This is a genomic window from Archangium sp., from assembly GCF_036388035.1.
In the GTDB taxonomy this organism is placed as follows: domain Bacteria; phylum Myxococcota; class Myxococcia; order Myxococcales; family Myxococcaceae; genus Archangium.
This window is the reverse complement of the sequence record NZ_DASVSO010000031.1, coordinates 1-20,472: the sequence shown is the minus strand read 5'-3', so window position 1 is coordinate 20,472 and position 20,472 is coordinate 1. Positions and strand designations below refer to the sequence as shown.

Below are 20,472 nucleotides of genomic sequence, written 5' to 3'. Positions count from 1 at the left end.
CCCGCTCCAAAGCAGAAAGGCCGCCCCTCGGAAGAGGGAGCGGCCTTCGTGCCTTCCAGGAGACCTGGAGTCAGGTGATCAGGCCTGAGCGCCCGGCACCGTCTCGCGGCCCTTGTAGAAGCCGCACGCCGCGCAGGCGCGGTGCGGAAGCACCGGCTCCTTGCAGTTGGTGCACTGGATCACCTGCACCGCGCTCCGCAGGTTGTTGTTGGCCGCCCGGCGGCGGTCACGACGCATCTTGGAAGTACGCTTCTTGGGAACACCCACGGCTCACCTCTATATCGTCACGGCCCTGGATCCCGGGGCTTCGCCACCGGTCCCGACCGGCAAAAGCTCGGAAGGCGGCGGACCCTAGCCGCTCGGAACGTGTGAGTCAACGCGCCTGTGCGGGGGAACGCCGTGCCCTGGCACAACCGGGGCCGGGGTGCCTGCATTCTTACGCCCCCGGGCCCCAAGGTGTCCACCTGCCTGCTCTCCAGGCTCCCTCCACCGGGGCGTCCATGGAAGGATGCGCCGCCCATGAGGCTCGTGCTGGATGCGATGGGGGGTGACCATGCCCCCGAGGCCCCCGTCCAGGGGGCGCTCCTGTTCGCGCGGGAGTACCCCGAGCACGAGGTGGTGCTCGTGGGCGAGCCGACGCGCCTGCGCGAGCCCCTCGCGCGTGCCGGGGGCGCCCCGGACAACGTGCGCCTCCACCCCGCCTCCCAGGTGGTGGAGATGGAGGATCACGCCATCTCGGCCATCCGCCGCAAGAAGGACTCCTCCCTCCGGGTGGGCTTCGAGCTCATCCGCCGGGGCGAGGCCGAGGCGCTGGTGTCGGCGGGGCACTCGGGGGCGGTGATGGCGGGGGGGCTGCTGGTGCTCGGCCGCATCCCCGGGGTGGAGCGTCCGGCGATCGCCACCCTGCTGCCCGCCCTCAAGGGTGGGGGACGCTGCCTCCTGCTGGATGCCGGGGCCAACGTGGAGTGCCGGCCCGTCCACTTCGCCCAGTGGGCGGTGCTGGGCGAGGCCTATGTGCGCTCCCGCCTGGGCATCCCCCGCCCGCGCGTGGCGGTGCTCTCCAATGGAGAGGAGCGCTCCAAGGGCACCTCCCTCACCCGCGAGGCCTCGGAGCTGCTGCGCGCCTCGGAGCTGGACTTCGTGGGCTACGTGGAGGGGAAGGATCTCTTCTCGGGGGACGTGGAGGTGGTCGTCACTGACGGCTTCACCGGCAACGTGGTCCTCAAGACGTCCGAGGGGGTGGCGGCGGCCGTGACGGGGCTGCTGCGCTCGGCCATCGAGCGGCGCGGGGGCCTGCCGGAGAAGCTGGGGGCGCTGCTGCTCCAGCCCACCTTCGCCGGGCTGAAGAAGGTGGTGGACTACGCCGAGTACGGAGGCGCGCCGCTGCTCGGCATCGAGGGCGTGGGGATCGTCGCCCATGGCCGCAGCTCGCCCCGGGCCATCCACAAGGCCCTGGAGGCCGCCCTGCAGACGGCCCAGGCCGGACTGCGCGCCGAATTGACGCGCTGCATCGCGGAATCCGCCGCCTGGCTCCCTGCTCGACAGCGGGGAAAGGGGGCGACAGGCGACATCCTTTCCGATTAGAGAGCGCGCGCGAGGCGTTCGTGTCCGGGACATCACCCAGGAGTCACCTTGGCACGCACGCAGATCATCGGTACCGGCTCGTACGCTCCGGAGAAGGTCCTGACCAACGCCGACCTCGAAAAGATCGTCGACACGACGGACGAGTGGATCACGGCGCGGACCGGGATCCGCAAGCGTCGGGTGGCGGCGCCGGGCGAGACGACCAGCGACATGGCTGTCCAGGCGGCCCGACAGGCGCTCGAGATGGCCGGCGTCCGTCCCGAGGAGCTGGGGCTCATCGTGGTGGGCACCGTCACGCCGGACATGCCCATGCCCTCCTGTGCCGCGGTGGTGCAGGCCAAGCTGGGGGCGAAGAACGCCTTCGCCTTCGACGTGTCGGCGGCGTGCTCGGGCTCGCTCTATGCCCTCTCGGTGGCGGACCAGTTCATCCGCAGCGGCCAGGTGAAGCGCGCGCTGGTCATCGGCGCCGAGATGCTCAGCCGCACGGTCAACTGGGAGGACCGCAACACGTGCGTGCTCTTCGGGGACGCGGCGGGCGCCATGGTGATCGCTCCCGCCGAGGACGAGTCGCGCGGGCTGCTCTCCACGCACCTCTATACGGACGGCTCCTTCGCGGAGATCCTCTGCATCCCGGGCGGCGGCAGCAGCAAGCCCGCCTGCGAGGCGGTGCTGAAGGAGAAGCTGAACACGCTGCACATGAATGGCCGCGAGGTCTTCAAGTTCGCGGTGCGCGCGCTGGCGGACTCCACCGTGACGGCCCTCAAGGCCAACGGGCTCCATGCCCGGGACGTGGACCACGTCATCTCCCATCAGGCCAACATCCGCATCCTCGAAGCCGTGCTACAGCGGCTGGAGCTGCCGGTGGAGAAGTGCTGGCTCAACCTGCACGAGTACGGCAATACCTCCTCCGCGTCCCTGCCCATGACGCTGGATGAGGCCAACCGGGCGGGTCGGCTGAAGAAGGGCGACGTGGTGGCGATGATGGCCATTGGCGCGGGGATGACGTGGGGCAGCGCGGTCATGCGCTGGTAGCGAGCGATTTCAGGGAGGGAGCACCGAAGATGGCGAAGATCGCGTTCGTCTTCCCCGGCCAGGGCAGCCAGGCTGTCGGCATGGGGAAGGACCTGTACGAGAAGTTCCCCGAGGCCCGGGCCGTCTTCGAGGCGGCCGACGAGGCGTTGGGGGAGAAGTTTTCCCAGGTGCTCTTCGAGGGGCCGGAGTCGGCGCTCAAGCTGACGGCCAACACCCAGCCGGCCATCCTCATCGTGTCGGTGGCGGCGCATGCCGTCTTCTCCCAGCGGGGGGCGGCGCCGGCCTTCGTGGCGGGTCACTCGCTGGGCGAGTACTCGGCCCTGGTGGCGGCGGGCTCGCTGCGGCTCGCGGACGCGGTGCGGGCGGTGCGCGCTCGCGGCACCTTCATGCAGGAGGCGGTGCCCGAGGGCGTGGGCGCCATGGCGGCCATCCTCGGCCTGACGCCGGACAAGGTGAAGGCGGCGTGTGACGAGGCGGCCCAGGGCCAGGTGGTGTCCCCGGCCAACTACAACTCGCCGGAGCAGACGGTCATCGCCGGCCACGCGCAGGCGGTGGAGCGCGCCGGAGCGAAGTGCAAGGAGCTGGGCGCCAAGCGCGTCATGCCCCTGCCCGTGTCCGCCCCCTTCCACTGCGCCCTGATGGACCCGGTGAAGCCGCGCCTGGGCGAGGTGCTCTCCCAGGTGAAGGTGTCCGCCCCGTCCGTCCCGGTGGTGACGAACGTGGAGGCCCGGCCCAACGCCGACGCGGCCCGCGTGGTGCCCCTGCTGCTCGAGCAGGTCAGCTCCCCGGTGCGGTGGATCGAGTGCGTGGAGGCCCTCAAGGCCGAGGGCGTGACGCGCATCGTCGAGCTGGGCCCCGGCAAGGTGCTGAGCGGGCTCACCAAGCGCATCACCAAGGACGTCGAGTCGTTCAACGTGGAAGATGCCGCGAGCCTGGAGAAGGCTCTGGCGGCACTGGGGGCCTGAGATGAGCGCGTTCAAGGACAAGGTGGTGCTGGTGACGGGTGGCTCGCGGGGCATTGGCCGCTCCATCGCGGTGGCCTTCGCCAGGCAGGGCGCCACCGTGGTCATCAGCTACGCGGGCAACGAGGCCGCGGCGCAGGAGACGCTGGGCCTCATCCAGTCCGCGGGTGGCAAGGGCGAGGCGGTGCGCTTCGACGTGTCCGACTCCACCGCCTGCGCGGGCGCCGTGGACAACGTGGTGAAGACGCACGGCCGCCTGGACGTGCTCGTCAACAACGCCGGCGTGGCCGTGGACGGCCTGGTCATGCGGGTGAAGGACGAGGACTGGGACAAGCAGCTTGATACCAACCTGAAGGGGGCCTTCTCGCTCATCCGCGCGGCCAGCCGGCCGATGATGAAGCAGCGGGGCGGGGCCATCATCAACCTCACCTCCGTGGTGGGCGAGATGGGCAACGGCGGTCAGGCCGCCTACTCGGCCTCCAAAGCGGGCCTCATCGGTCTGACCAAGTCCGTGGCCAAGGAGCTGGCCAGCCGCAACATCCGCGTCAACGCCGTGTCCCCGGGCTTCATCGGCACGGACATGACCTCTCACCTGGCGGAGGACACGCGGGAGAAGATGATGGCCGCCATCCCGCTGGGCCGCCTGGGGTCCCCCGAGGACGTCGCCCACGCCGTCCTCTTCCTCGCCAGCGATGCCGCCGCTTACATCACCGGTGAGGTTCTGAAGGTGAACGGCGGCATGTACATGTAGCCAAGGGTTGGATCGGCGACGGTCGTGGAGTATACCGCGCCGGCCTTTACTCGGTCCGGGGAGTATGCCGGACCCCTACGCGGTTCTGGAGGGTTCCATATCTATGTCGACTTCTCAGATTGAGGCCAAGGTCAAGTCCATCATCGCCGACCAGCTGGGCGTGGGGGAGGACGAGATCAAGCCCGAGTCCTCGTTCATCGAGGACCTGGGCGCGGACAGCCTCGACATCGTGGAGCTGGTGATGGCGATGGAGGAGGAGTTCGAGGTCGAGATCCCCGACGAGGAGGCCGAGAACATCAAGTCCGTCGGCGACGCCATCAACTACATCAACACGCACAAGAAGTAGGCGGCGACGTAGGGCCGGGGAGCGCTGGCCCCCCAGCGTTCCATGGCAGCAGCGCGTATTCAGTGGAGAGCAACGTGTCAAACCGACGAGTCGTCATCACCGGTACCGGACTCATCACGGCACTGGGAACGGGCACCGAGAAGAACTGGCAGGCGATGCTCGCCGGTAAGTCCGGGATCGCTCCCATCACCCGCTTCGAGGTGGGGAAGATCGACACCCGCTTCGCCGGCGAGGTGAAGGACTTCCAGCCCGAGCAGTTCATCGACAGGCGCGAAGTGCGCCGGATGGACCTGTTCGCCCAGTACGCGCTGGCCGCGGCCGACATGGCCGTCAAGGAGAGCGGTCTGCCCATCGGGCCGGATGCTCCCCATGGCTACCTGCCGGAGAAGGTGGGCGTCATCGTCGGCTCGGGCATCGGTGGCATCTCCTCCCTGGAGGAGCAGCACCGCAAGGGGCTGGAGAAGGGGTTCGACCGGTTGTCGCCCTTCTTCATCATCCAGATGATCATCAACATGGCGCCCGGCCTCATCTCCATGCGCTACAACTGCAAGGGGCCCAACTGGTCGCCGGTGTCGGCCTGCGCCACCAGCGCCCACGCCATCGGTGAGGCGTGGAAGTCCATCCGCCTGGGCGAGACCGACGCGGTCATCGCCGGTGGCGCCGAGGCGGCCATCACCCCGCTGGGCATGGGGGGCTTCTCGGTGATGAAGGCGCTGTCCACCCACAACGACGACCCCACCAAGGCCAGCCGCCCCTTCGACAAGGAGCGCGACGGCTTCGTGATGGGCGAGGGCGCGGGCCTCGTCGTCCTCGAGGAGCTGGAGCACGCGAAGAAGCGTGGCGCCAACATCCTGGCGGAGCTGGTGGGCTACGGCGCCAACTCGGACGCGCACCACGTCACGGCCCCGGCCCCCGAGGGCGAGGGCGCCGCGCGCTGCATGCGTCTGGCCCTGGCCTCCGCGGGGATGAACCCCGAGGACGTGGGCTACATCAACGCGCACGGCACCTCGACGCCCTTCAACGACGCCAACGAGACCAAGGCCATCAAGACGGTCTTCGGCGCGCACGCCCGCAAGCTGGCGGTGTCCTCCACCAAGTCCATGACGGGCCACATGCTGGGCGCGGCCGGTGGCGCCGAGGCGGTCATCAGCTCGCTGGCCCTGCTGCGCGGGGTGCTGCCGCCGACCATCAACCTCACCACGCCGGATCCGGACTGCGATCTGGACTACGTGCCCAACCAGGCGCGTGAGCAGCGCGTGGACGCGGCGATGAGCAACTCGTTCGGCTTCGGCGGCACCAACGCGGTGCTGCTCTTCAAGCGCTTCAAGTAGGACGCAGCACCCCTCTCCCGCCGGGAGGGGGGGTGCCTCAGCTGGACGGAGGGAGGTTCCGCGTGAAGCTCATCATCGCGTCGGACCATGCGGGACTGGAGCTGCGGCGAGAGCTGACGGCACTCCTCACGGAGAAGGGCATCGCGTTCGACGACGTGGGCCCCACCACGACCGCATCGGTGGACTACCCGGACTTCGCCAAGAGCGTGTCCAGGGCCGTGGCCGACGGCCGCTACACCCACGGCGTGCTGGTGTGTGGCACCGGCATCGGCATGAGCATCGTGGCCAACAAGTACCGGGGCGTGCGCGCGGCCCTGTGTACCACCGAGTTCGAGGCCCGCATGGCCCGGGCCCACAACGACGCCAACGTGCTGTGCCTCGGCCAGCGCGTCGTCGGGTTGGGCGTGGGCCGGGGCATCCTCGAGGCCTTCCTGGCCACGCCCTTCGAGGGCGGCCGGCACCAGAAGCGCATCGACAAGATTCGCGAGGCCGAGTCCGACAACGGACGCTGAAGGCCCCTGTTCCTACCGAGGGAGTGCGTGTCCATGGAGAACACCCGTAGGCTGTCCGACGTCGATCCCGAGATTGCGAAGGTCCTCCTCGACGAGACGCGCCGCCAGGAAGAGGGCCTGGAGCTCATCGCCTCGGAGAACTTCGTCAGCCCCGCCGTGATGGAGGCCGCTGGCTCGGTCCTCACCAACAAGTACGCCGAGGGCTACCCCGGCAAGCGCTACTACGGCGGCTGCGAGGTCGTGGACGTGGCGGAGAGCCTCGCCATCTCGCGCGCCAGGGAGCTGTTCGGCTCGGACTACGCCAACGTCCAGCCGCACTCGGGCAGCCAGGCCAACATGGGCGCCTACATGGCCCTCATGAAGCCCGGCGACACCCTGCTGTCGCTGGACCTGAACTCGGGCGGCCACCTCACCCACGGCGCCGCGTTCAACTTCTCCGGCAAGCTCTACAAGGTCGTCCACTACGGGCTCACCCGGGACACCGAGACGATCGACTACGCGCAGGCCGCCGCCCTCGCCAAGGAGCACAAGCCGCGCGTCATCGTCGTGGGCGCCTCGGCCTACCCCCGCATCATCGACTTCGCGAAGTTCCGGGAGATCGCCGACAGCGCGGGCGCCGCGCTGATGGTGGACATGGCGCACATCGCCGGCCTCGTGGCCGCGGGCGTGCACCCCTCGCCCGTGCCGCTGGCGGACATCGTCACCTCCACCACGCACAAGACGCTGCGTGGCCCCCGCGGTGGCCTGGTGCTGAGCAAGGAGCAGTACGGCAAGACGCTCAACAGCCAGATCTTCCCGGGCATCCAGGGCGGCCCGCTCATGCACGTCATCGCCGCCAAGGCCGTGGCCTTCCGCGAGGCCCTCACCCCCGAGTTCAAGGCGTACCAGCGGCAGATCGTCGCCAACGCCAAGGCGCTCGCCGAGGCGCTCCAGCGCGGCGGCCTGCGGCTGACCTCGGGCGGCACGGACAACCACCTGATGCTGGTGGACCTGCGGCCCAAGAACCTCACCGGCAAGGTGGCCGAGGAGGTGCTGGGCAAGGCCGGCATCACCGTGAACAAGAACATGATTCCCTTCGACCCGGAGAAGCCCATGGTGACCTCGGGCGTGCGGATTGGCACGCCGGCCATCACCTCGCGCGGGCTCAAGGAGGCCGAGATGGCCACCGTGGGCGCGCTCGTGGTCGAGGCGTTCGACCACGCCTCGGACGAGAAGCGGCTGGCCGGTGTCCGCGAGAAGGTGAAGGAGTTCACCCGGAGCTTCCCGCTCTACGCCTCGCGGCTGAAGTAGAAGCCACCCTCGATGCGCTGCCCCTTCTGCCAGGACGCCGAGAACAAGGTCATCGACTCGCGCGAGTCTCACGAGGGGTCCGTCATCCGTCGGCGCCGCGAGTGCCTCCAGTGCAAGCGGCGCTTCACCACGTACGAGCGGGTGGAGGAGCTCTACCCCCTCATCGTGAAGAAGGACGGGCGCCGGGAGACGTTCGACCGGGACAAGCTGCTCGCCGGGCTGAAGAAGGCCTGCGAGAAGCGGCCCGTGTCGGCGGACCAGCTCGAGGAGACGGTGGTCGGCATCGAGCGGCTGCTGCAGGGCACGGGTGAGAAGGAGGTGCCCTCGTCGGTCATCGGCGAGGAGGTGATGCGCCGGCTGCACACGCTGGACGAGGTGGCCTATGTCCGCTTCGCCTCGGTGTACCGGAGCTTCCGCGACATCTCCGAGTTCATGGAGGAGCTGAAGGACCTGCTGTCGGACCGGACGCGGGAGCTCAAGCCGCCGCGGCCGACGGGCAAGGATGGTTGACGGGCGATGCGGCTCTTGACGCGGGCACGGTTGCAGGCACGGCGGACGCCTCGGGCGAAGCGCGCGGCGGACTTCGACCGCGCGGTGGCCGAGTTCTTCATGCGCCTCGCCCTGGAGGAGGCGGCCAAGGGGCTCGGCCGCACCAGTCCCAACCCGGTGGTGGGGGCGGTGCTGGTGAAGGGTGGCCGCATCATCGCGCGTGGCTACCACCGGCGGGCGGGCACGGCCCACGCCGAGGTGGTGGCGCTGGAGGCCGCGGGCGCCAAGGCGCGCGGGGCGGACCTCTACACGACGCTGGAGCCGTGCGACCACTACGGGCGCACCCCGCCGTGCAGCCAGGCCATCCTCGATGCCGGCGTGCGCCGGGTCTTCACCGGCTCGTCGGACCCCAACCCGAAGGTGAATGGCAAGGGCGTGGCACGGCTGCGACGCGCCGGGGTGGAGGTCGTCACCGGGGTGCTGAAGGACGAGGCCGACAAGCTCAACCGGCCCTTCTTCAAAGCCGTGAGCACCGGCCTGCCCTTCGTCACCCTCAAGGCGGCGGTGACGCTGGACGGCAAGCTGGCCACGGCCACCGGGGACTCGCGCTGGGTGACGGGGGAGCAGGCCCGCGCGCGCGTGCACCGGCTGCGCGACCAGGTGGACGTCATCCTCGTGGGCGCCACCACCGTCCAGAAGGACAACCCCCAGCTCACCACCCGGCTCGCCGACGGCGGAGGGAAGGACCCGGTGCGCGTGGTGGTGGACTCGCACCTGCGCCTGTCCCCGAAGCTGACCGTCTTCACCCAGCGCTCGCCCGCGCGCACGGTGGTGGCCACGCTGGAGGACCCCGCTGGCCCCAAGGCGAAGCGCCTCCTCGCGACGGGGGCCGAGGTCTGGCGGATGCCCGAGAAGAAGGGGCGCGTGGACCTCGAGGCGTTGATGCGCCGCCTCGCCAAGGAAGGGCTCAACCACGTGCTGGTGGAGGGCGGGGCGGAGCTGTACGGCTCGTTCCTCCGCGAGGAGCTGGCGGATGAGCTGCTCCTCTTCGTCGCGCCCAAGCTGATCGGCAGCGAGGGCCTGTCCTGGACGGGCTCGCTGGGCGTGAAGCAGATGGCCCGGGCGCTCACGGTGGGGATGCTCGGCTTCGAGCAGGTGGGGGAAGACCTGCTCATCCGCGCGCGGCTCTCCGCGCCGAAGTGAGCCCGCTATAGTGGCCCCGTGGCGGATGTCTTCCGAGTCCAGGTCGCGGCCTCCAGCTCTCGTGGGGCCGCATTGGTGTTGGCGCGAGCGTTCCAGCTTCCGTTGGAGGATGCGCGGCGGCTGTTGGCCGAGTCGCGTGTCCTGCCCCGAGACCTGGAGCTGTCCGAGGCCCAGCGGCTGGTGGAGTCCCTCCGCAAGCAGGGGGTGAGCTGCGAGCCGGTGACGGTGGCCGGGCATGGCCGGGCCGTGTGTGGCGCCCACCCCGCGCTGTCTCCCGAGTCGCCCTGCACCGACTGCCGCGAGCTGGTGTGCGTGCTGTGTCGGAACTCGGAGGGAGAGGCGCTCTGTGCGCGGTGCTCCGCCCTCCGGACCCGTCGCTCGCGTGCCAAGTGGCTGCGCGTGTCCGTGCTGCTCGTCGCCCTGGTGCTCGTCGCGCTCTGGGGCAGCTCCCGCTCCCGCGTCCGGGAGACCCGCCTGCTGTGGGACCGGCCCCTGGAGGTGGCGGTGGTGCTGCTCGCTCGGGACGAGGTGAAGCCCGAGGTGCGGCGGGCCTGGACCGAGGGCGCGAGCCGGCTGGAGGGCTGGCTCCAGCGCGAGGCCCGCCGCTACCGGCCGGACCTGAACCCGCCCGTGCGCTTCGTCCTGACCGGGCCCGTGCCCGCGGCTGACCTGGACCTGACGCCTCCCGAGGACTCACTGGTGGCGCGGGCCCGCCATGCATGGACGCTGTCGCGTGCCCTGTCCGCCGTGGATGAGGCCGCGGGCCTGTCCTCGCGCCGGCTGGATGCCCGCATCTACGTGGTGCTGGAGCCGACCGGCGAGGGCGGTGAGCGGTTGGTGGAGGGCATGGCCGAGGCGGGTGGCTCGGTGGGGCTGGTGCGCGGGGTGCTGGGAGACACCAACCTCACCCTGGAGCTGACGGCGGTGGCCCACGAGCTCTTCCACTGTCTGGGCGCGGTGGATGCCTATGACGCGCAGGGCCACGCGCGCGTGCCCGACGGACTCGTGGAGCCCCAGCGTGAGCCCCTCTATCCCCAGCCCGCCGCCGAGGTCATGGTGGGCGAGGTCCCCGTGGGAGAGGCGCAGGGCCGCCTGCCCGAATCGCTGGACGAGGTGCGCGTGGGTCCCGCCACGGCGGCGGCCCTGCGCTGGGCGCCGTAGGGGACGAGGCGCGGAAGCTCCTGGCCGGCGTGCTCACCTCGCTGGGCGGCGCGAAGGCCGTGCGGAGCCAGCGGGTCCGGTCTCCCCGCAGAGTGCGGCTCAGGGCACGGGCGCTGCCGTCCGGGCCCCGGAGCCAGCGCGCGCGCGCTTCAGCAGGGGCTCGATCTCGGCGCGCACGTCCGCTGGAGCGAACTCCCGGGCGCGTTCGAGCTTCGGCAGGGCCTCGGCGGGCCGGCCCCTGGCCAGGAGGAGCTCTCCCTGTCCCAGGAGGCCCTCGGCGAAGCCCTGGGGGTTGGGGTTGGGCCTCATCTCCCAGAGGACCCGCGCGCGCTCCAGATTGCGCTCGGCCTCTTCCCAACGCCCCAGGCGCACCAGGGTCCGGCCCAGGCCATCGAGCGACTCCGCCACGAAGGGATGCTCGGGCCCCAGGGCCTTCTCCCGGAGGGCCAGCGCGCGCTCGTACCGCGCCCGCGCCTCCTCGTGCTTGCCCATGGCTCGGAGCACTTCGCCCAGGCCATTGAGCGAGATGGAGAGGTCCGGGTGTCCGGCCTCCAGGGCCTTCTGCTGGATGGCCAGGGCGCGCTCGTGCCGTGCCTTCGCCTCGGCGTACCTGCCCATCGCCCGGAGGGCCTGTCCCAGGTCGTTGAGCGAGCTGGCGACGTCCGGATGCTCGGGCCCCAGCACCTGCTCCCGCATGGCCAGGGCCCGCTCATGCCGCGCTCGCGCTTCCTCGTACCGGCCCAGCCCCCGGAGTGCTCCCCCCAGGCTGTTGAGCGAGTTGGCGACGTCCGGATGCTCGGGCCCCAGCACCTTCTCCCGGATGGCCAGGGCGCGTGCGTGCAGGGCCCGCGCCTCTTCGTACTGGCCCATCTCATGGAGCGCGATGCCCACGTTGTTGAGCGAGCTGGCGACGTCCGGGTGCTCGCGCCCCAGCGCCTTCTCCCGGATGCCGAGCGCGTGCTCGAACAGCGCGTGGGCCTCCTTGTAGCGGCCCAGCTCGAGGTACGCGGTGCCCAGGTTGCTGTACGAGAGCGCCACCAGTGGGTGCTCGCGTCCCAGGAGCTTCTCCCGGAGGTCCAGCGCGCTCGTGTACGCGACCCGGGCCTCCTCGTACTTGCCCAGCGCCCCGAGCACGGTCCCCAGGTTGTTGAGCGAGGCCACCACGAAGTAGTGCTCGGGCCCCAGCACCTTCTTGCGGAGCGCGAGCGCGCTCTCGTGCCGGACCCGGGCCTCCTCGTACTTGCCCATCTCCTGGAACACGATGGCCAGGTCGTTGAGCGACTCCGCGCGGACCCGCTCGTCATCCGCGCACTCCACCGCCGACTCCATCGCCAGCGCCAGCCCCAGCGCTTCCTGGTGGCGCGCCTGCCGCCAGCCCACCTCCCGCAGCAGCAGGGTCCAGGCCCGGGCGACCAGCGGCAGGTCCTTGCTCCGCGCCGCCTCGGGGATGGTCTGTCGCACCAGGGCCTCGGCTCCGGCGTAGTCGCCGGTCGCTTCCTTCAGGTAGGCGATCTGGTACAGGGCCTGGGCTCGCAGGGGTGCGTAGCCCACCTGCTCCACCTGCGGCAGCAGCTTCTCCCCGCGTGCCAACCCGTCGCGGAACTTGCCCGTCAACCGCAGCGTCTCGAGCTCGTCCACCTGGAGCTGAAGGGCCTCCGCGCGGGCTCGCACCGTGGGGTCCTCCGGTGGCGGCACCGTCGCCGTCAGCGCCTTGACGTCCGCGCAGGCGTCGAGCGGCGGCAGCGACTGCACCGCCTGCACGGCCTTCGAGAGGTTGTCCCGATCAGGGCCCTGGGTGAACAGCTCCGTCAGGGACCGCAGCTGGCTGCGCCGCCGCTCCAGGCAGAACACCTGGAGCACGGCCGGATCCCGTGGCGACGTCTCCCGATCCTGGGTGGCCTCGCAGGCCTCGGTGCGCATCTGCGTCCACGTGCCCGTGTAGCCGTCGAGCAGCGTGGACACGCGCGTGAAGGTGTCCTGCGCATAGGGCAGTTGCGTGCCCAGGAAGGCCTTCCGCATCCGCGCCTTCACCGTCTCGTCCCAGGTGCCGACGAGCCGGCGCTCCAGGTGCGCGCACCCCGGCTCCTCCCGCTGGCGCAGCACCATGCTCCACACGGCCAGCCCCGCGACTCCCGCCACCAGGGCCGTCAGGGTCACCAGGCGTCTCCGGGCGTGGCGCCGCACCTCGGGATCCTCCTCCAGCGCGGAGACGAGCTCCACCATGGAGGCGGGGCGCTGCGCGGGGTCGGCCTTCAGGCCCTGCAGCAGCGTGCGCGCCACCCAGGCGGGGACCTCCGACTGCGGGGGCGGCGGCTTCACCCGGGCCTCGAGCTGGGCCTGGCTGGACTCGGCGTGGGTGGCGCCCGAGAAGGGGTGCTGCCGGTAGAGGGCCTCGTAGAGGGCCACGCAGAAGGCGAACAGGTCGCTGCGCGCATCCGCGACTCCGGCCCGCAGCACCTCGGGGGCCATGTAGCGGGGCGTGCCCAGCAGCGTGTCCTGCTGGGTGAGGGGGTTCTCCAGGGCGCCCGGCTTCAGGACCAGGGAGAGGTCCACGGGCGCACCCGGGACGGGCGTGGACTCGGCGCGCGCGAGGCCGAAGTCCATCACCCGCACCCGCCCGTCCGTGCCCACCAGGACGTTCTCGGGTTTGAAGTCGCGGTGTACGAGGCCCGCGGCGTGCGCGGCGGCCAACCCCCGGGCCGCGTCCAGGTACGTCGCCAATATCTCCCGCCAGGTGCGAGGCGCCTGCTCGAGCCAGCGTCGCAGCGTCTGCCCCTCCACCATCTCCATGGCGATGAAGATGGAGCCGTCCTCCAGGGTGCCGACGTCGTAGATGGCCACCACGTGGGGGTGGGAGAGGCGGGCCATGGCCTGGGCCTCGCGCAGCATGCGCGCCTCGAGGTCTCGCTGGGACTGGCTGGAGTCCAGCTCGCGGCGCAGCAGCTTGAGGGCCACGCGCCGGTCCAGGCGCGAGTCGTAGGCGGCCACCACCTCGCCCATGCCGCCGCGGCCGAGCGGATTCAGCACGGTGTAGCGGCCCGCCAAGGTCCGTCCCGGCGTGGGCGAGATGGGCTCGGCCGAGGGCGGTGGGGCGTCGGACAGCACCTGGGAGGGTGGCGGAGAGGCGGGGGAGCGGACCTGGGTGGGGGCCTCTCCCAGGAAATCGAGCTCCTGTGCGGGCTCGGGGGACAGCGAGGCCTGGCTCCGCACGAGGGTGGGGGACTCCTCCCTGACGTCAGGGCCCGAGGCGCTCTCCTCCCGTGGCTCCTTGGTGCTCAAGTGTGGTGCCTCCGTGGGGCCGGACTGTTGGCGGGGTTGCAGTCATACCCCGGAGGAGGGGATGCGTGCAGCCTCCCCGAAAAGCACACTCCGCGTGTCAGTAGGACGGGGGGCCCTGGAGGTGCGAGCTGAGGAAGTCGAGTGCGACGCTGTCGTACTGGCTCTTGGCCGCCACGTCCGCCGCGGTGAAGGTGGTGGAGACGGCGAAGGCCTCGTCGAAGCTGTGCTTGACGTTCTGGGGGTAGGCATCCGAGACGGGGGCCTGCGCGAGCGCGAGCTGCTTCGCCCGGGGCATCCGGTTGTCCTGGCAGTTCTCCAGCAGGCTGTCCGCGGTGCCCATGACCATGCGGAAGGGGACGTTGGGAATCCAGGTGCTCTTGTTGTTGGTGATGCCGCCGTAGTTGGTGTCCGGAGTCGGGTCCGAGGCCCCTCCGTCGCCATTCCGCGTCTGCAGTCCGCAGCCGGGATAGAACGCGTAGCCGACCTTGAACAGCGAGCCCGTGTTGTAGAGCGGCGCTGGGCCCGTCAGGGTCTGCCCGGACGTGTTCGTCCACGTGTTCGAGTTCGCCAGGAGGGCCAGGGTGGTGCTGCCCCCGTGGGACCACCCGAGCACGCCCACGCGGCTCATGTCGATTCCCGGGACGGTCTCCAGGAAGTGGTAGGCCGCCACGGCATCCTGGGGGCGCTGGGTCGTCTCCTCGACGCCGAGGGCGTGCAGGACGTCATCCCCGGGGTAGGCGGTGCCTTCCTTGCAGATGCCCTTGGTGATGGGCACGGAGACGGTCTGCCCGTTGCGGACGACGGAGACCTGGCCGCCGTTCACGATGCCGCGGCTCGAGAAGCTGTCCACGAAGAGGGCGGCGAAGCCCGCGTTCATCGCCCGCTGGGCCCACCCCTGCTGGTCGGCGGTCGCGCTCTCGTTGTCGAACACCCGCTTCAGGTCCGTGGTGTTGTTGTTCGCGCTGAACAGCCCGTTGCACCCGTGCAGGAAGACGATGGCGGGCACTTCGGGCTCCGCCACGACGCTCGTCCCCGTCGGCATGTTCGACGGCAGGTAGAGGAAGCCCGAGAGGGTGTTCCCGAGCGCGGCGTTCGGGATGCTGACCTGGATCTTCACCCCCGTCGGATAGGAGGGTGTGTTGAGCGCGAGCGCCCTCCCCACGGCACCGGCAGCGGGCTCCAGCTCCGAGGGCCTCTCGAAAGCTCCCTCGGGCCCACAGGCCACCAGGAACGTCAGCACGGACAGCAGGCCCCCACGGCACCAGGACTCGAACATGGACATGCCTTTCCTCTCAGGCAGCCCCACCTGCATGGGCGGGGCGATCATCCTGGGAACGAAAGGCCGCGCGTTTCTTCCCGGCTCAGGTCGTGATGTAGGTGAGGGCCAGGTCGAAGATCATCATCTCCAGCCGCTCGTAGTCGTCCTCGCTCACGAACTCGAAGGCGAAGGAGACGCGCCGGGGGCCGCTCTCGGTGGTGGAGGCCGCGACGATGCGCGCTCGGCCCACCACCGGCCCCTCCTCCTGTTCCGGCAGCCACAGCACGAAGCCGAGGTGCTCGTCGAGGGGATTGCCGGGCAGCGTGCAGGAGAAGCCGCCGGAGGAGATGTCCAGGGTGCGGCTGCGGATGGAGCCGGTGCGGAAGCAGACGTCCACGGGCATCCCCTTGGGGACGCGGAAGTTGCGCCGGGCCATGGAGCCCGGTTGCACGCTCTGGCCCTGGGCCGCCAGCAGGGAGCGGGCAAGCTGCTCGCGCGCCTCCAGGTAGAGGGCCCGCTCCTCGCTCGTGTGCAGCTTCCGGCGTGCCCGCTCGTGCAGCTCGCGGAAACTCGTCAGCCAGACGGAGAAATCCATGATCCCATCCTAGCGCGATTTTCCGGGTTGGACGGGTAGGGGATGTGGGCACCTACCTGTCGGTGCACCCGGGTGGGAGTGATGGCCCCGGTGAGTCTGCCTGCCTGGTCGGGGAGGGCCATCCGGGAAGCAGCGGGAACCTCGCGCTCGGATCCGTTATAAGCCTGCCCAAAATGTTCACCGGACTCATCCAGGACATCGGCGTGGTGGAGCGCCTCATCCCCGGGGGGATGACGGACGTGTGGATTCGCACGACGCTGGGCGCGCGGGACTTCGCGCTCGGCGAGTCCATCGCGGTCGATGGCGCCTGCCTCACCGTGGTGGAGCGCGGCGGCGACTCCTTCCGCGTCCAGGCCGCTCCCGAGACGCTCCGGCGCACCACCCTGGGCGGCCTCCAGCCCGGCTCGCGCGTCAACCTCGAGCGGGCGCTCGCCCTGGGCGACCGGCTGGGCGGCCACCTCGTCAGCGGCCACGTGGACGCCGTGAGCGAGGTCCTGGAGACCCGGCCCGAGGGCGGCTCGTGGGTGATGGTCTTCCGGCTCCCCGAGGCGCTGGCCCCCTTCTTCATCGAGAAGGGCTCGGTGGCCATCGACGGCATCAGCCTCACCGTCAACTCGGTGGGCACGGACCGCTTCGGCGTGCAGCTCATCCCCGAGACGCAGGAGCGCACCACGCTGCGCGCCAAGAGCGTGGGCGAGCGCGTGAACCTCGAAGGGGACATGATCGGCAAGTACGTGGCGCGGCTGGTGTCGCTGCGCCAGGGCCCGGGTGGCGGGCTCTCCGAGGCGGTCATCAAGGCGGCGGGTTTCGGCGGATGAAGGCAGAGCAGGGAGCACGACGCATGGCACGCGGTAGGCAGCACGAGTCGGACAGCATCGCCCTGGTGGAGCGGGCCCTCGCGGAGATCCGCAAGGGCCGCATGGTCATCCTCACGGATGACGAGGACCGGGAGAACGAGGGAGACCTCGTCATGGCGGCGGAGAAGGTGACGCCGCAGGCCATCAACTTCATGGCCACCCACGGGCGCGGCCTCATCTGCCTGTCGCTCACCGAGGAGCGCCTGCGCCGGCTCAACCTGCCCCTCATGGTGCAGGACAACACCTCGTCCTTCCAGACGGCCTTCACCGTCTCCATCGAGGCCTCCCAGGGCGTCTCCACCGGCATCTCCGCGGCGGACCGTGCCCACACCATCCAGGTGGCGGTGGCCCCGGATGCCAGGCCGAGCGACCTCGCGCGCCCCGGCCACATCTTCCCCCTGCGCGCCCGCGAGGGCGGTGTGCTGGTGCGCACCGGGCAGACCGAGGGCAGCGTGGACCTCGCGCGCCTGGCCGGCCTGGAGCCCGCGGGCGTCATCTGCGAGATCATGAACCCGGACGGCACCATGGCCCGCCGGCCGGACCTGGTGAAGTTCGCCCGGAAGCACAAGATGGTGCTGCTGTCCGTGGCGGACCTCATCCGCTACCGGCTGGAGCGCGAGCGGCTCGTCCGGCGCCTCGGCGAGGCCACCATCGAGCGCCGGGGGCAGGGCACCTTCCAGGCCTACACCTATGGCAGCGACGTGGACAGCTCCGTGCACGTGGCCCTGGTGAAGGGGGACGTCTCGGGCCGCACGCCCGTGCTCACCCGCGTCCACCGCGCCTGCCTGGTGGGAGACCTGCTGGGGAGCGCCGGGTGCGACTGCGGCAGCCAGCTGGAGCAGGCCTTCCAGCGCATCCAGGCGGAGGGGCGCGGCGTCGTCGTCTTCCTCCAGCGCGACGTGCCGGCGAAGAACCGGCTCGAGTGCACCCACGTCTCCAACGAGGAGGCCGTGCCGGGGAAGATGGACCAGACGCGCCTGCGCGAGTTCGGCGTGGGGGCGCAGATCCTCAAGGACCTGGGGCTGTCCCGGCTGCGCCTGCTCACCAACAACCCCAAGAAGATCGTGGGCTTGGAGAGCTACTCGCTGGAGGTGGTGGAGCAGATTCCGCTCACCCTGACCGCCGAGCGTCCATTACGGGTGGCCGCGCGCCGCCCTCCGCGCCGCCGGCAGACGTCCGCAAGGTAGCAGGCTGGAAAACTCTATCAGGACGCCAGCCGGGTGGCTGGTGTAGAGAGGGGCCGCACATGCCTCGCTACATCGAAGGTGACTTCCTCCCCCCCAAGGGCCGCTTCGCCATCTGCGTCGCCCGCTTCAACGCGTTCATCACCGAGGAGCTGGTGAAGGGCGCGGTGGACACGCTGGTGCGCCACGGCGTGGCCGACGGGGACATCGACGTCTTCCGCTGCCCCGGCACCTATGAGCTGCCAGCGCTGACGCGGCGCGTGTCGGAGATGCGCTCCTACGTGGGCATCATCACCCTGGGCGCCGTCATCCGCGGGGGCACGCCGCACTTCGACTACGTGGCCGGCGAGTGCGCCAAGGGCATTGGCAACGTGGCCTTCACCTCGCAGGCGTCCGTCACCTTCGGCGTGCTCACGTGCGACACGGTGGAGCAGGCCATCGACCGGGCCGGCGTGAAGGCTGGCAACAAGGGCTCCGAGGCCGCCATCGCCTGCATCGAGATGGTCAACCTCCACGTGAAGCTGGCCGCGTTGACGGAAGGGAAGAGGAGCTAGCCATGGGCGCGCGGAGAACGGCACGCGAGCGTGCGCTGCAGGCCCTCTATCAACTGGAGATGACGCCGGGCTCCATCGCGGATGCCCTGGAGGCCGCGTGGGCCGCCGCCGAGGAGGCCCGCAAGGAGCCCGAGGCGGTGAAGTTCGCCCGCGAGCTCGTCGAGGGCGTGATGGACCACCACGCGGAGATCGACCGGCTCATCGAGCAGCACAGCCACAACTGGCGGCTGGACCGCATGGGGCGCATCGACCGCAACGTGCTGCGCCTGGGCGTCTTCGAGCTGAAGTACCGCCCGGACATCCCCAAGAAGGTGTCCCTCAACGAGGCGGTGGAGCTGGGCAAGAACTTCGGCACCGAGGAGTCCAGCGCCTTCGTCAACGGCCTGCTGGACCGCGTGGCCGCGGCGCTGGGGAAGCAGTGAACGTCGCCGCCTACGACATTGGCTTCGAGGGCCTGGATGCTCTGGAGGGAATCGACGCCCTCTGCCTCTTCGTGGGCGAGGATGATCGACCCCTGCCGGGCTCGGTGGGCTATGTGGACTGGCGGCTGTGCGGCGCCCTGTCGCGCGTCCTCCAGTCCGGCTTCTTCGTGGGCGCCCAGGACGACTCCCTCCTGCTGCCCACGGATGGCCGCTTCCCCGTGCCCCGCGTCTTCGTCATCGGCCTGGGGCGGCGGAGCGGCCTGGATGCCTCCTCGCTGGGCGAGGCGATGGCCAACGCCGGCCGGGTGATGGCCAAGGCGAAGGTGCAGGCGGTGGCCCTCGAGGTGCCCGGGGCCGAGCGCCTCGACGAGGGCGCCCGTGCTTCCGCCCTGAACGACAAGTTCCTCCCGGCCTTCAAGGGCCAGCGGGTCGCCGTCCTGGCGGACAAGGCACTGGCCCGACGCCTGCCTGGTCGCAAAGGCTGAGGCTCCCGGTGGCCGGCCGTTCTGGTACGATGAAGGCCGGTTCCAACGAATGAAGTTCAAAGTCCTGATCGTGGAAGACTCCAAGGCCTCGCGGGAGCTGATTGCCGCGACGGTGGAGTCCATCTCCGGTCTGGAGGCCTTCGCCACCAGCAGCGGCTTCGAGGCCCTCAAGCTGCTGCCCCGGCACCGATTCGACCTCATCATCACCGACATCAACATGCCCGACATCAACGGGCTGGAGTTGATCAACTTCGTCAAGAAGAACCCCAACTACCGGGATACACCCCTGTTCATCGTCACCACCGAGGGTCGCGAGAAGGATCGCGACCGCGGGCTGGCGCTGGGCGCTGCTGAGTACCTCGTCAAGCCGTTTTCGCCCGACAGCCTGCAAGGGCTCGTGCGGCGATACCTGAAGCTCGCGTGAACCAGGCCGGTAAAGCGTTGGCGGAGTTCGTCGCCGAGGGGACCGAAATCCTCGAGGCCCTGGGCAGGGATCTGCTCGTGCTGGATCAACAGCGCGGGCAGGAGCCTGATCCTGATCTCATCAATGGCATCTTCCGGGCGGCGCACTCGCTCAAGGGCCTGGCGGCGCTCTTCGGTCAGGAGCGCATCGCCAAACTCGCGCACCAGTCCGAGGACCTGCTGGACCGGCTGCGGCTGGGCAAGCTGGCGCTGGATGATCGGGCGCTGGACACCCTGATCGAGTCGCTGGACGTGTTCCAGGCCCTGCTGGCGGAGGCCTCCCGGGAGGAGTCCTCGGACGGCATGGCCGAGCGCGCGGCGGAGCTGGCCACGCGGCTGGAGAACCTGGGGACCGACCCGACGACGGTGGAGGAGGATCCGCTCGACCGGTTGGACCTGGACCCGGAGGTGCGCGCCGTCTTCACCGAGTACGAGGAGCACCGCCTGCGCGAGAACGTGCGCCGCGGCGTGTCCCTCTACCGCGTGCGCGCCGCCTTCGACCTGTCGGACTTCGACACGGGGCTCGCCGAGCTCAACACGCGCCTCAAGCCGCTGGGCGAGGTCGTCAGCACGCTGCCCTCGTCGGAGCCGGGCGGGGCCTCGGGCATCGCGTTCGATCTCATCTTCGGCGCGAAGGTGAGCCAGCAGGCGCTGGCGGAGGCGCTGGCGGGGACTCCCGCGCAGCTCTCTTCACTGCCCGTGCGTCCCGCGGCGC

22 protein-coding genes are annotated in these 20,472 nt (G+C 70.4%); 18 read left to right on the top strand and 4 right to left on the bottom strand.

Features of this window, described 5'->3' with window-relative positions; all coding sequences use genetic code 11:
• Positions 1 to 78 precede the first annotated feature (78 nt).
• Positions 79 to 267, bottom strand: a complete 189-nt coding sequence (gene rpmF, locus VF697_RS01460) for a 50S ribosomal protein L32 (protein ID WP_331091510.1) — start codon at positions 265 to 267, stop codon at positions 79 to 81.
• Between the two features lie 252 nt (positions 268 to 519).
• Between rpmF and plsX the strand changes: the two genes are divergently transcribed.
• From plsX to VF697_RS01405, 11 genes are all read left to right on the top strand, one after another.
• Entirely contained in the window at positions 520 to 1,584 is a 1,065-nt protein-coding gene (gene plsX / locus VF697_RS01455; RefSeq protein WP_331091509.1) for a phosphate acyltransferase PlsX, read from the top strand.
• Positions 1,585 to 1,632: 48 nt separating this feature from the next.
• Positions 1,633 to 2,616, top strand: coding sequence for a beta-ketoacyl-ACP synthase III (locus VF697_RS01450; RefSeq protein ID WP_331091507.1), 984 nt, complete (start codon positions 1,633 to 1,635; stop codon positions 2,614 to 2,616).
• Between the two features lie 29 nt (positions 2,617 to 2,645).
• Positions 2,646 to 3,581 carry an ACP S-malonyltransferase gene (gene fabD / locus VF697_RS01445; RefSeq protein ID WP_331091505.1) on the top strand — a complete coding sequence of 312 codons (936 nt, stop codon included), beginning with the start codon at positions 2,646 to 2,648 and terminating at the stop codon, positions 3,579 to 3,581.
• A gap of 1 nt (position 3,582) precedes the next feature.
• Entirely contained in the window at positions 3,583 to 4,329 is a 747-nt protein-coding gene (gene fabG / locus VF697_RS01440; RefSeq protein WP_331091502.1) for a 3-oxoacyl-[acyl-carrier-protein] reductase, read from the top strand.
• Between the two features lie 103 nt (positions 4,330 to 4,432).
• Positions 4,433 to 4,675 carry an acyl carrier protein gene (gene acpP / locus VF697_RS01435; protein ID WP_309888517.1) on the top strand — a complete coding sequence of 81 codons (243 nt, stop codon included), beginning with the start codon at positions 4,433 to 4,435 and terminating at the stop codon, positions 4,673 to 4,675.
• A gap of 74 nt (positions 4,676 to 4,749) precedes the next feature.
• Positions 4,750 to 6,006 (top strand): beta-ketoacyl-ACP synthase II, encoded by a 1,257-nt coding sequence (fabF, locus tag VF697_RS01430; protein ID WP_331091497.1) that lies wholly within the window; start codon positions 4,750 to 4,752, stop codon positions 6,004 to 6,006.
• 62 nt (positions 6,007 to 6,068) lie between these two features.
• Entirely contained in the window at positions 6,069 to 6,518 is a 450-nt protein-coding gene (gene rpiB / locus VF697_RS01425; protein WP_331091495.1) for a ribose 5-phosphate isomerase B, read from the top strand.
• 33 nt (positions 6,519 to 6,551) lie between these two features.
• Positions 6,552 to 7,808, top strand: a complete 1,257-nt coding sequence (gene glyA / locus VF697_RS01420; protein WP_331091493.1) for a serine hydroxymethyltransferase — start codon at positions 6,552 to 6,554, stop codon at positions 7,806 to 7,808.
• Positions 7,809 to 7,820: 12 nt separating this feature from the next.
• Complete coding sequence (gene nrdR, locus VF697_RS01415; RefSeq protein ID WP_331091491.1) at positions 7,821 to 8,318, top strand: transcriptional regulator NrdR; 498 nt, start codon at positions 7,821 to 7,823, stop codon at positions 8,316 to 8,318.
• Between the two features lie 6 nt (positions 8,319 to 8,324).
• A complete protein-coding gene (ribD, locus tag VF697_RS01410; RefSeq protein ID WP_331091489.1) occupies positions 8,325 to 9,500 on the top strand; it encodes a bifunctional diaminohydroxyphosphoribosylaminopyrimidine deaminase/5-amino-6-(5-phosphoribosylamino)uracil reductase RibD in 1,176 nt (391 codons plus the stop codon).
• Between the two features lie 75 nt (positions 9,501 to 9,575).
• Complete coding sequence (locus tag VF697_RS01405; protein WP_331091487.1) at positions 9,576 to 10,661, top strand: hypothetical protein; 1,086 nt, start codon at positions 9,576 to 9,578, stop codon at positions 10,659 to 10,661.
• Positions 10,662 to 10,760: 99 nt separating this feature from the next.
• On the opposite strand, the gene VF697_RS01400 is transcribed toward VF697_RS01405, so the two are convergent.
• The 3 genes from VF697_RS01400 to VF697_RS01390 form a co-directional block, all read right to left on the bottom strand.
• Positions 10,761 to 13,940 (bottom strand): serine/threonine-protein kinase, encoded by a 3,180-nt coding sequence (locus VF697_RS01400; RefSeq protein WP_331091485.1) that lies wholly within the window; start codon positions 13,938 to 13,940, stop codon positions 10,761 to 10,763.
• 97 nt (positions 13,941 to 14,037) lie between these two features.
• Positions 14,038 to 15,216, bottom strand: coding sequence for a hypothetical protein (locus VF697_RS01395; protein WP_331091483.1), 1,179 nt, complete (start codon positions 15,214 to 15,216; stop codon positions 14,038 to 14,040).
• 85 nt (positions 15,217 to 15,301) lie between these two features.
• A complete protein-coding gene (locus VF697_RS01390) occupies positions 15,302 to 15,793 on the bottom strand; it encodes a PilZ domain-containing protein (protein WP_331091481.1) in 492 nt (163 codons plus the stop codon).
• Between the two features lie 173 nt (positions 15,794 to 15,966).
• Between VF697_RS01390 and VF697_RS01385 the strand changes: the two genes are divergently transcribed.
• The 7 genes from VF697_RS01385 to VF697_RS01355 all read left to right on the top strand — a co-directional run.
• The gene (locus tag VF697_RS01385; RefSeq protein WP_331091479.1) at positions 15,967 to 16,611 is read left to right on the top strand and encodes a riboflavin synthase; all 645 of its coding nucleotides are present in this window, start codon (positions 15,967 to 15,969) and stop codon (positions 16,609 to 16,611) included.
• Positions 16,612 to 16,634: 23 nt separating this feature from the next.
• On the top strand, positions 16,635 to 17,837 hold the full coding sequence (ribB, locus tag VF697_RS01380; RefSeq protein WP_331091477.1) for a 3,4-dihydroxy-2-butanone-4-phosphate synthase: 1,203 nt from the start codon (positions 16,635 to 16,637) through the stop codon (positions 17,835 to 17,837).
• A 59-nt stretch (positions 17,838 to 17,896) separates the two neighbouring features.
• Complete coding sequence (gene ribE / locus VF697_RS01375; protein ID WP_331091475.1) at positions 17,897 to 18,388, top strand: 6,7-dimethyl-8-ribityllumazine synthase; 492 nt, start codon at positions 17,897 to 17,899, stop codon at positions 18,386 to 18,388.
• 2 nt (positions 18,389 to 18,390) lie between these two features.
• Positions 18,391 to 18,810, top strand: coding sequence for a transcription antitermination factor NusB (gene nusB, locus VF697_RS01370; protein ID WP_331091473.1), 420 nt, complete (start codon positions 18,391 to 18,393; stop codon positions 18,808 to 18,810).
• Positions 18,807 to 19,295 carry a M17 family peptidase N-terminal domain-containing protein gene (locus VF697_RS01365; protein ID WP_331091471.1) on the top strand — a complete coding sequence of 163 codons (489 nt, stop codon included), beginning with the start codon at positions 18,807 to 18,809 and terminating at the stop codon, positions 19,293 to 19,295. The genes nusB and VF697_RS01365 overlap by 4 nt, the downstream gene beginning before the upstream one ends.
• Before the next feature lie 49 nt (positions 19,296 to 19,344).
• On the top strand, positions 19,345 to 19,719 hold the full coding sequence (locus tag VF697_RS01360) for a response regulator (protein WP_331091469.1): 375 nt from the start codon (positions 19,345 to 19,347) through the stop codon (positions 19,717 to 19,719).
• The coding region (locus VF697_RS01355) for an Hpt domain-containing protein (protein WP_331091467.1) at positions 19,716 to 20,472 on the top strand (757 nt) is incomplete at its 3' end. The genes VF697_RS01360 and VF697_RS01355, both read left to right, overlap by 4 nt.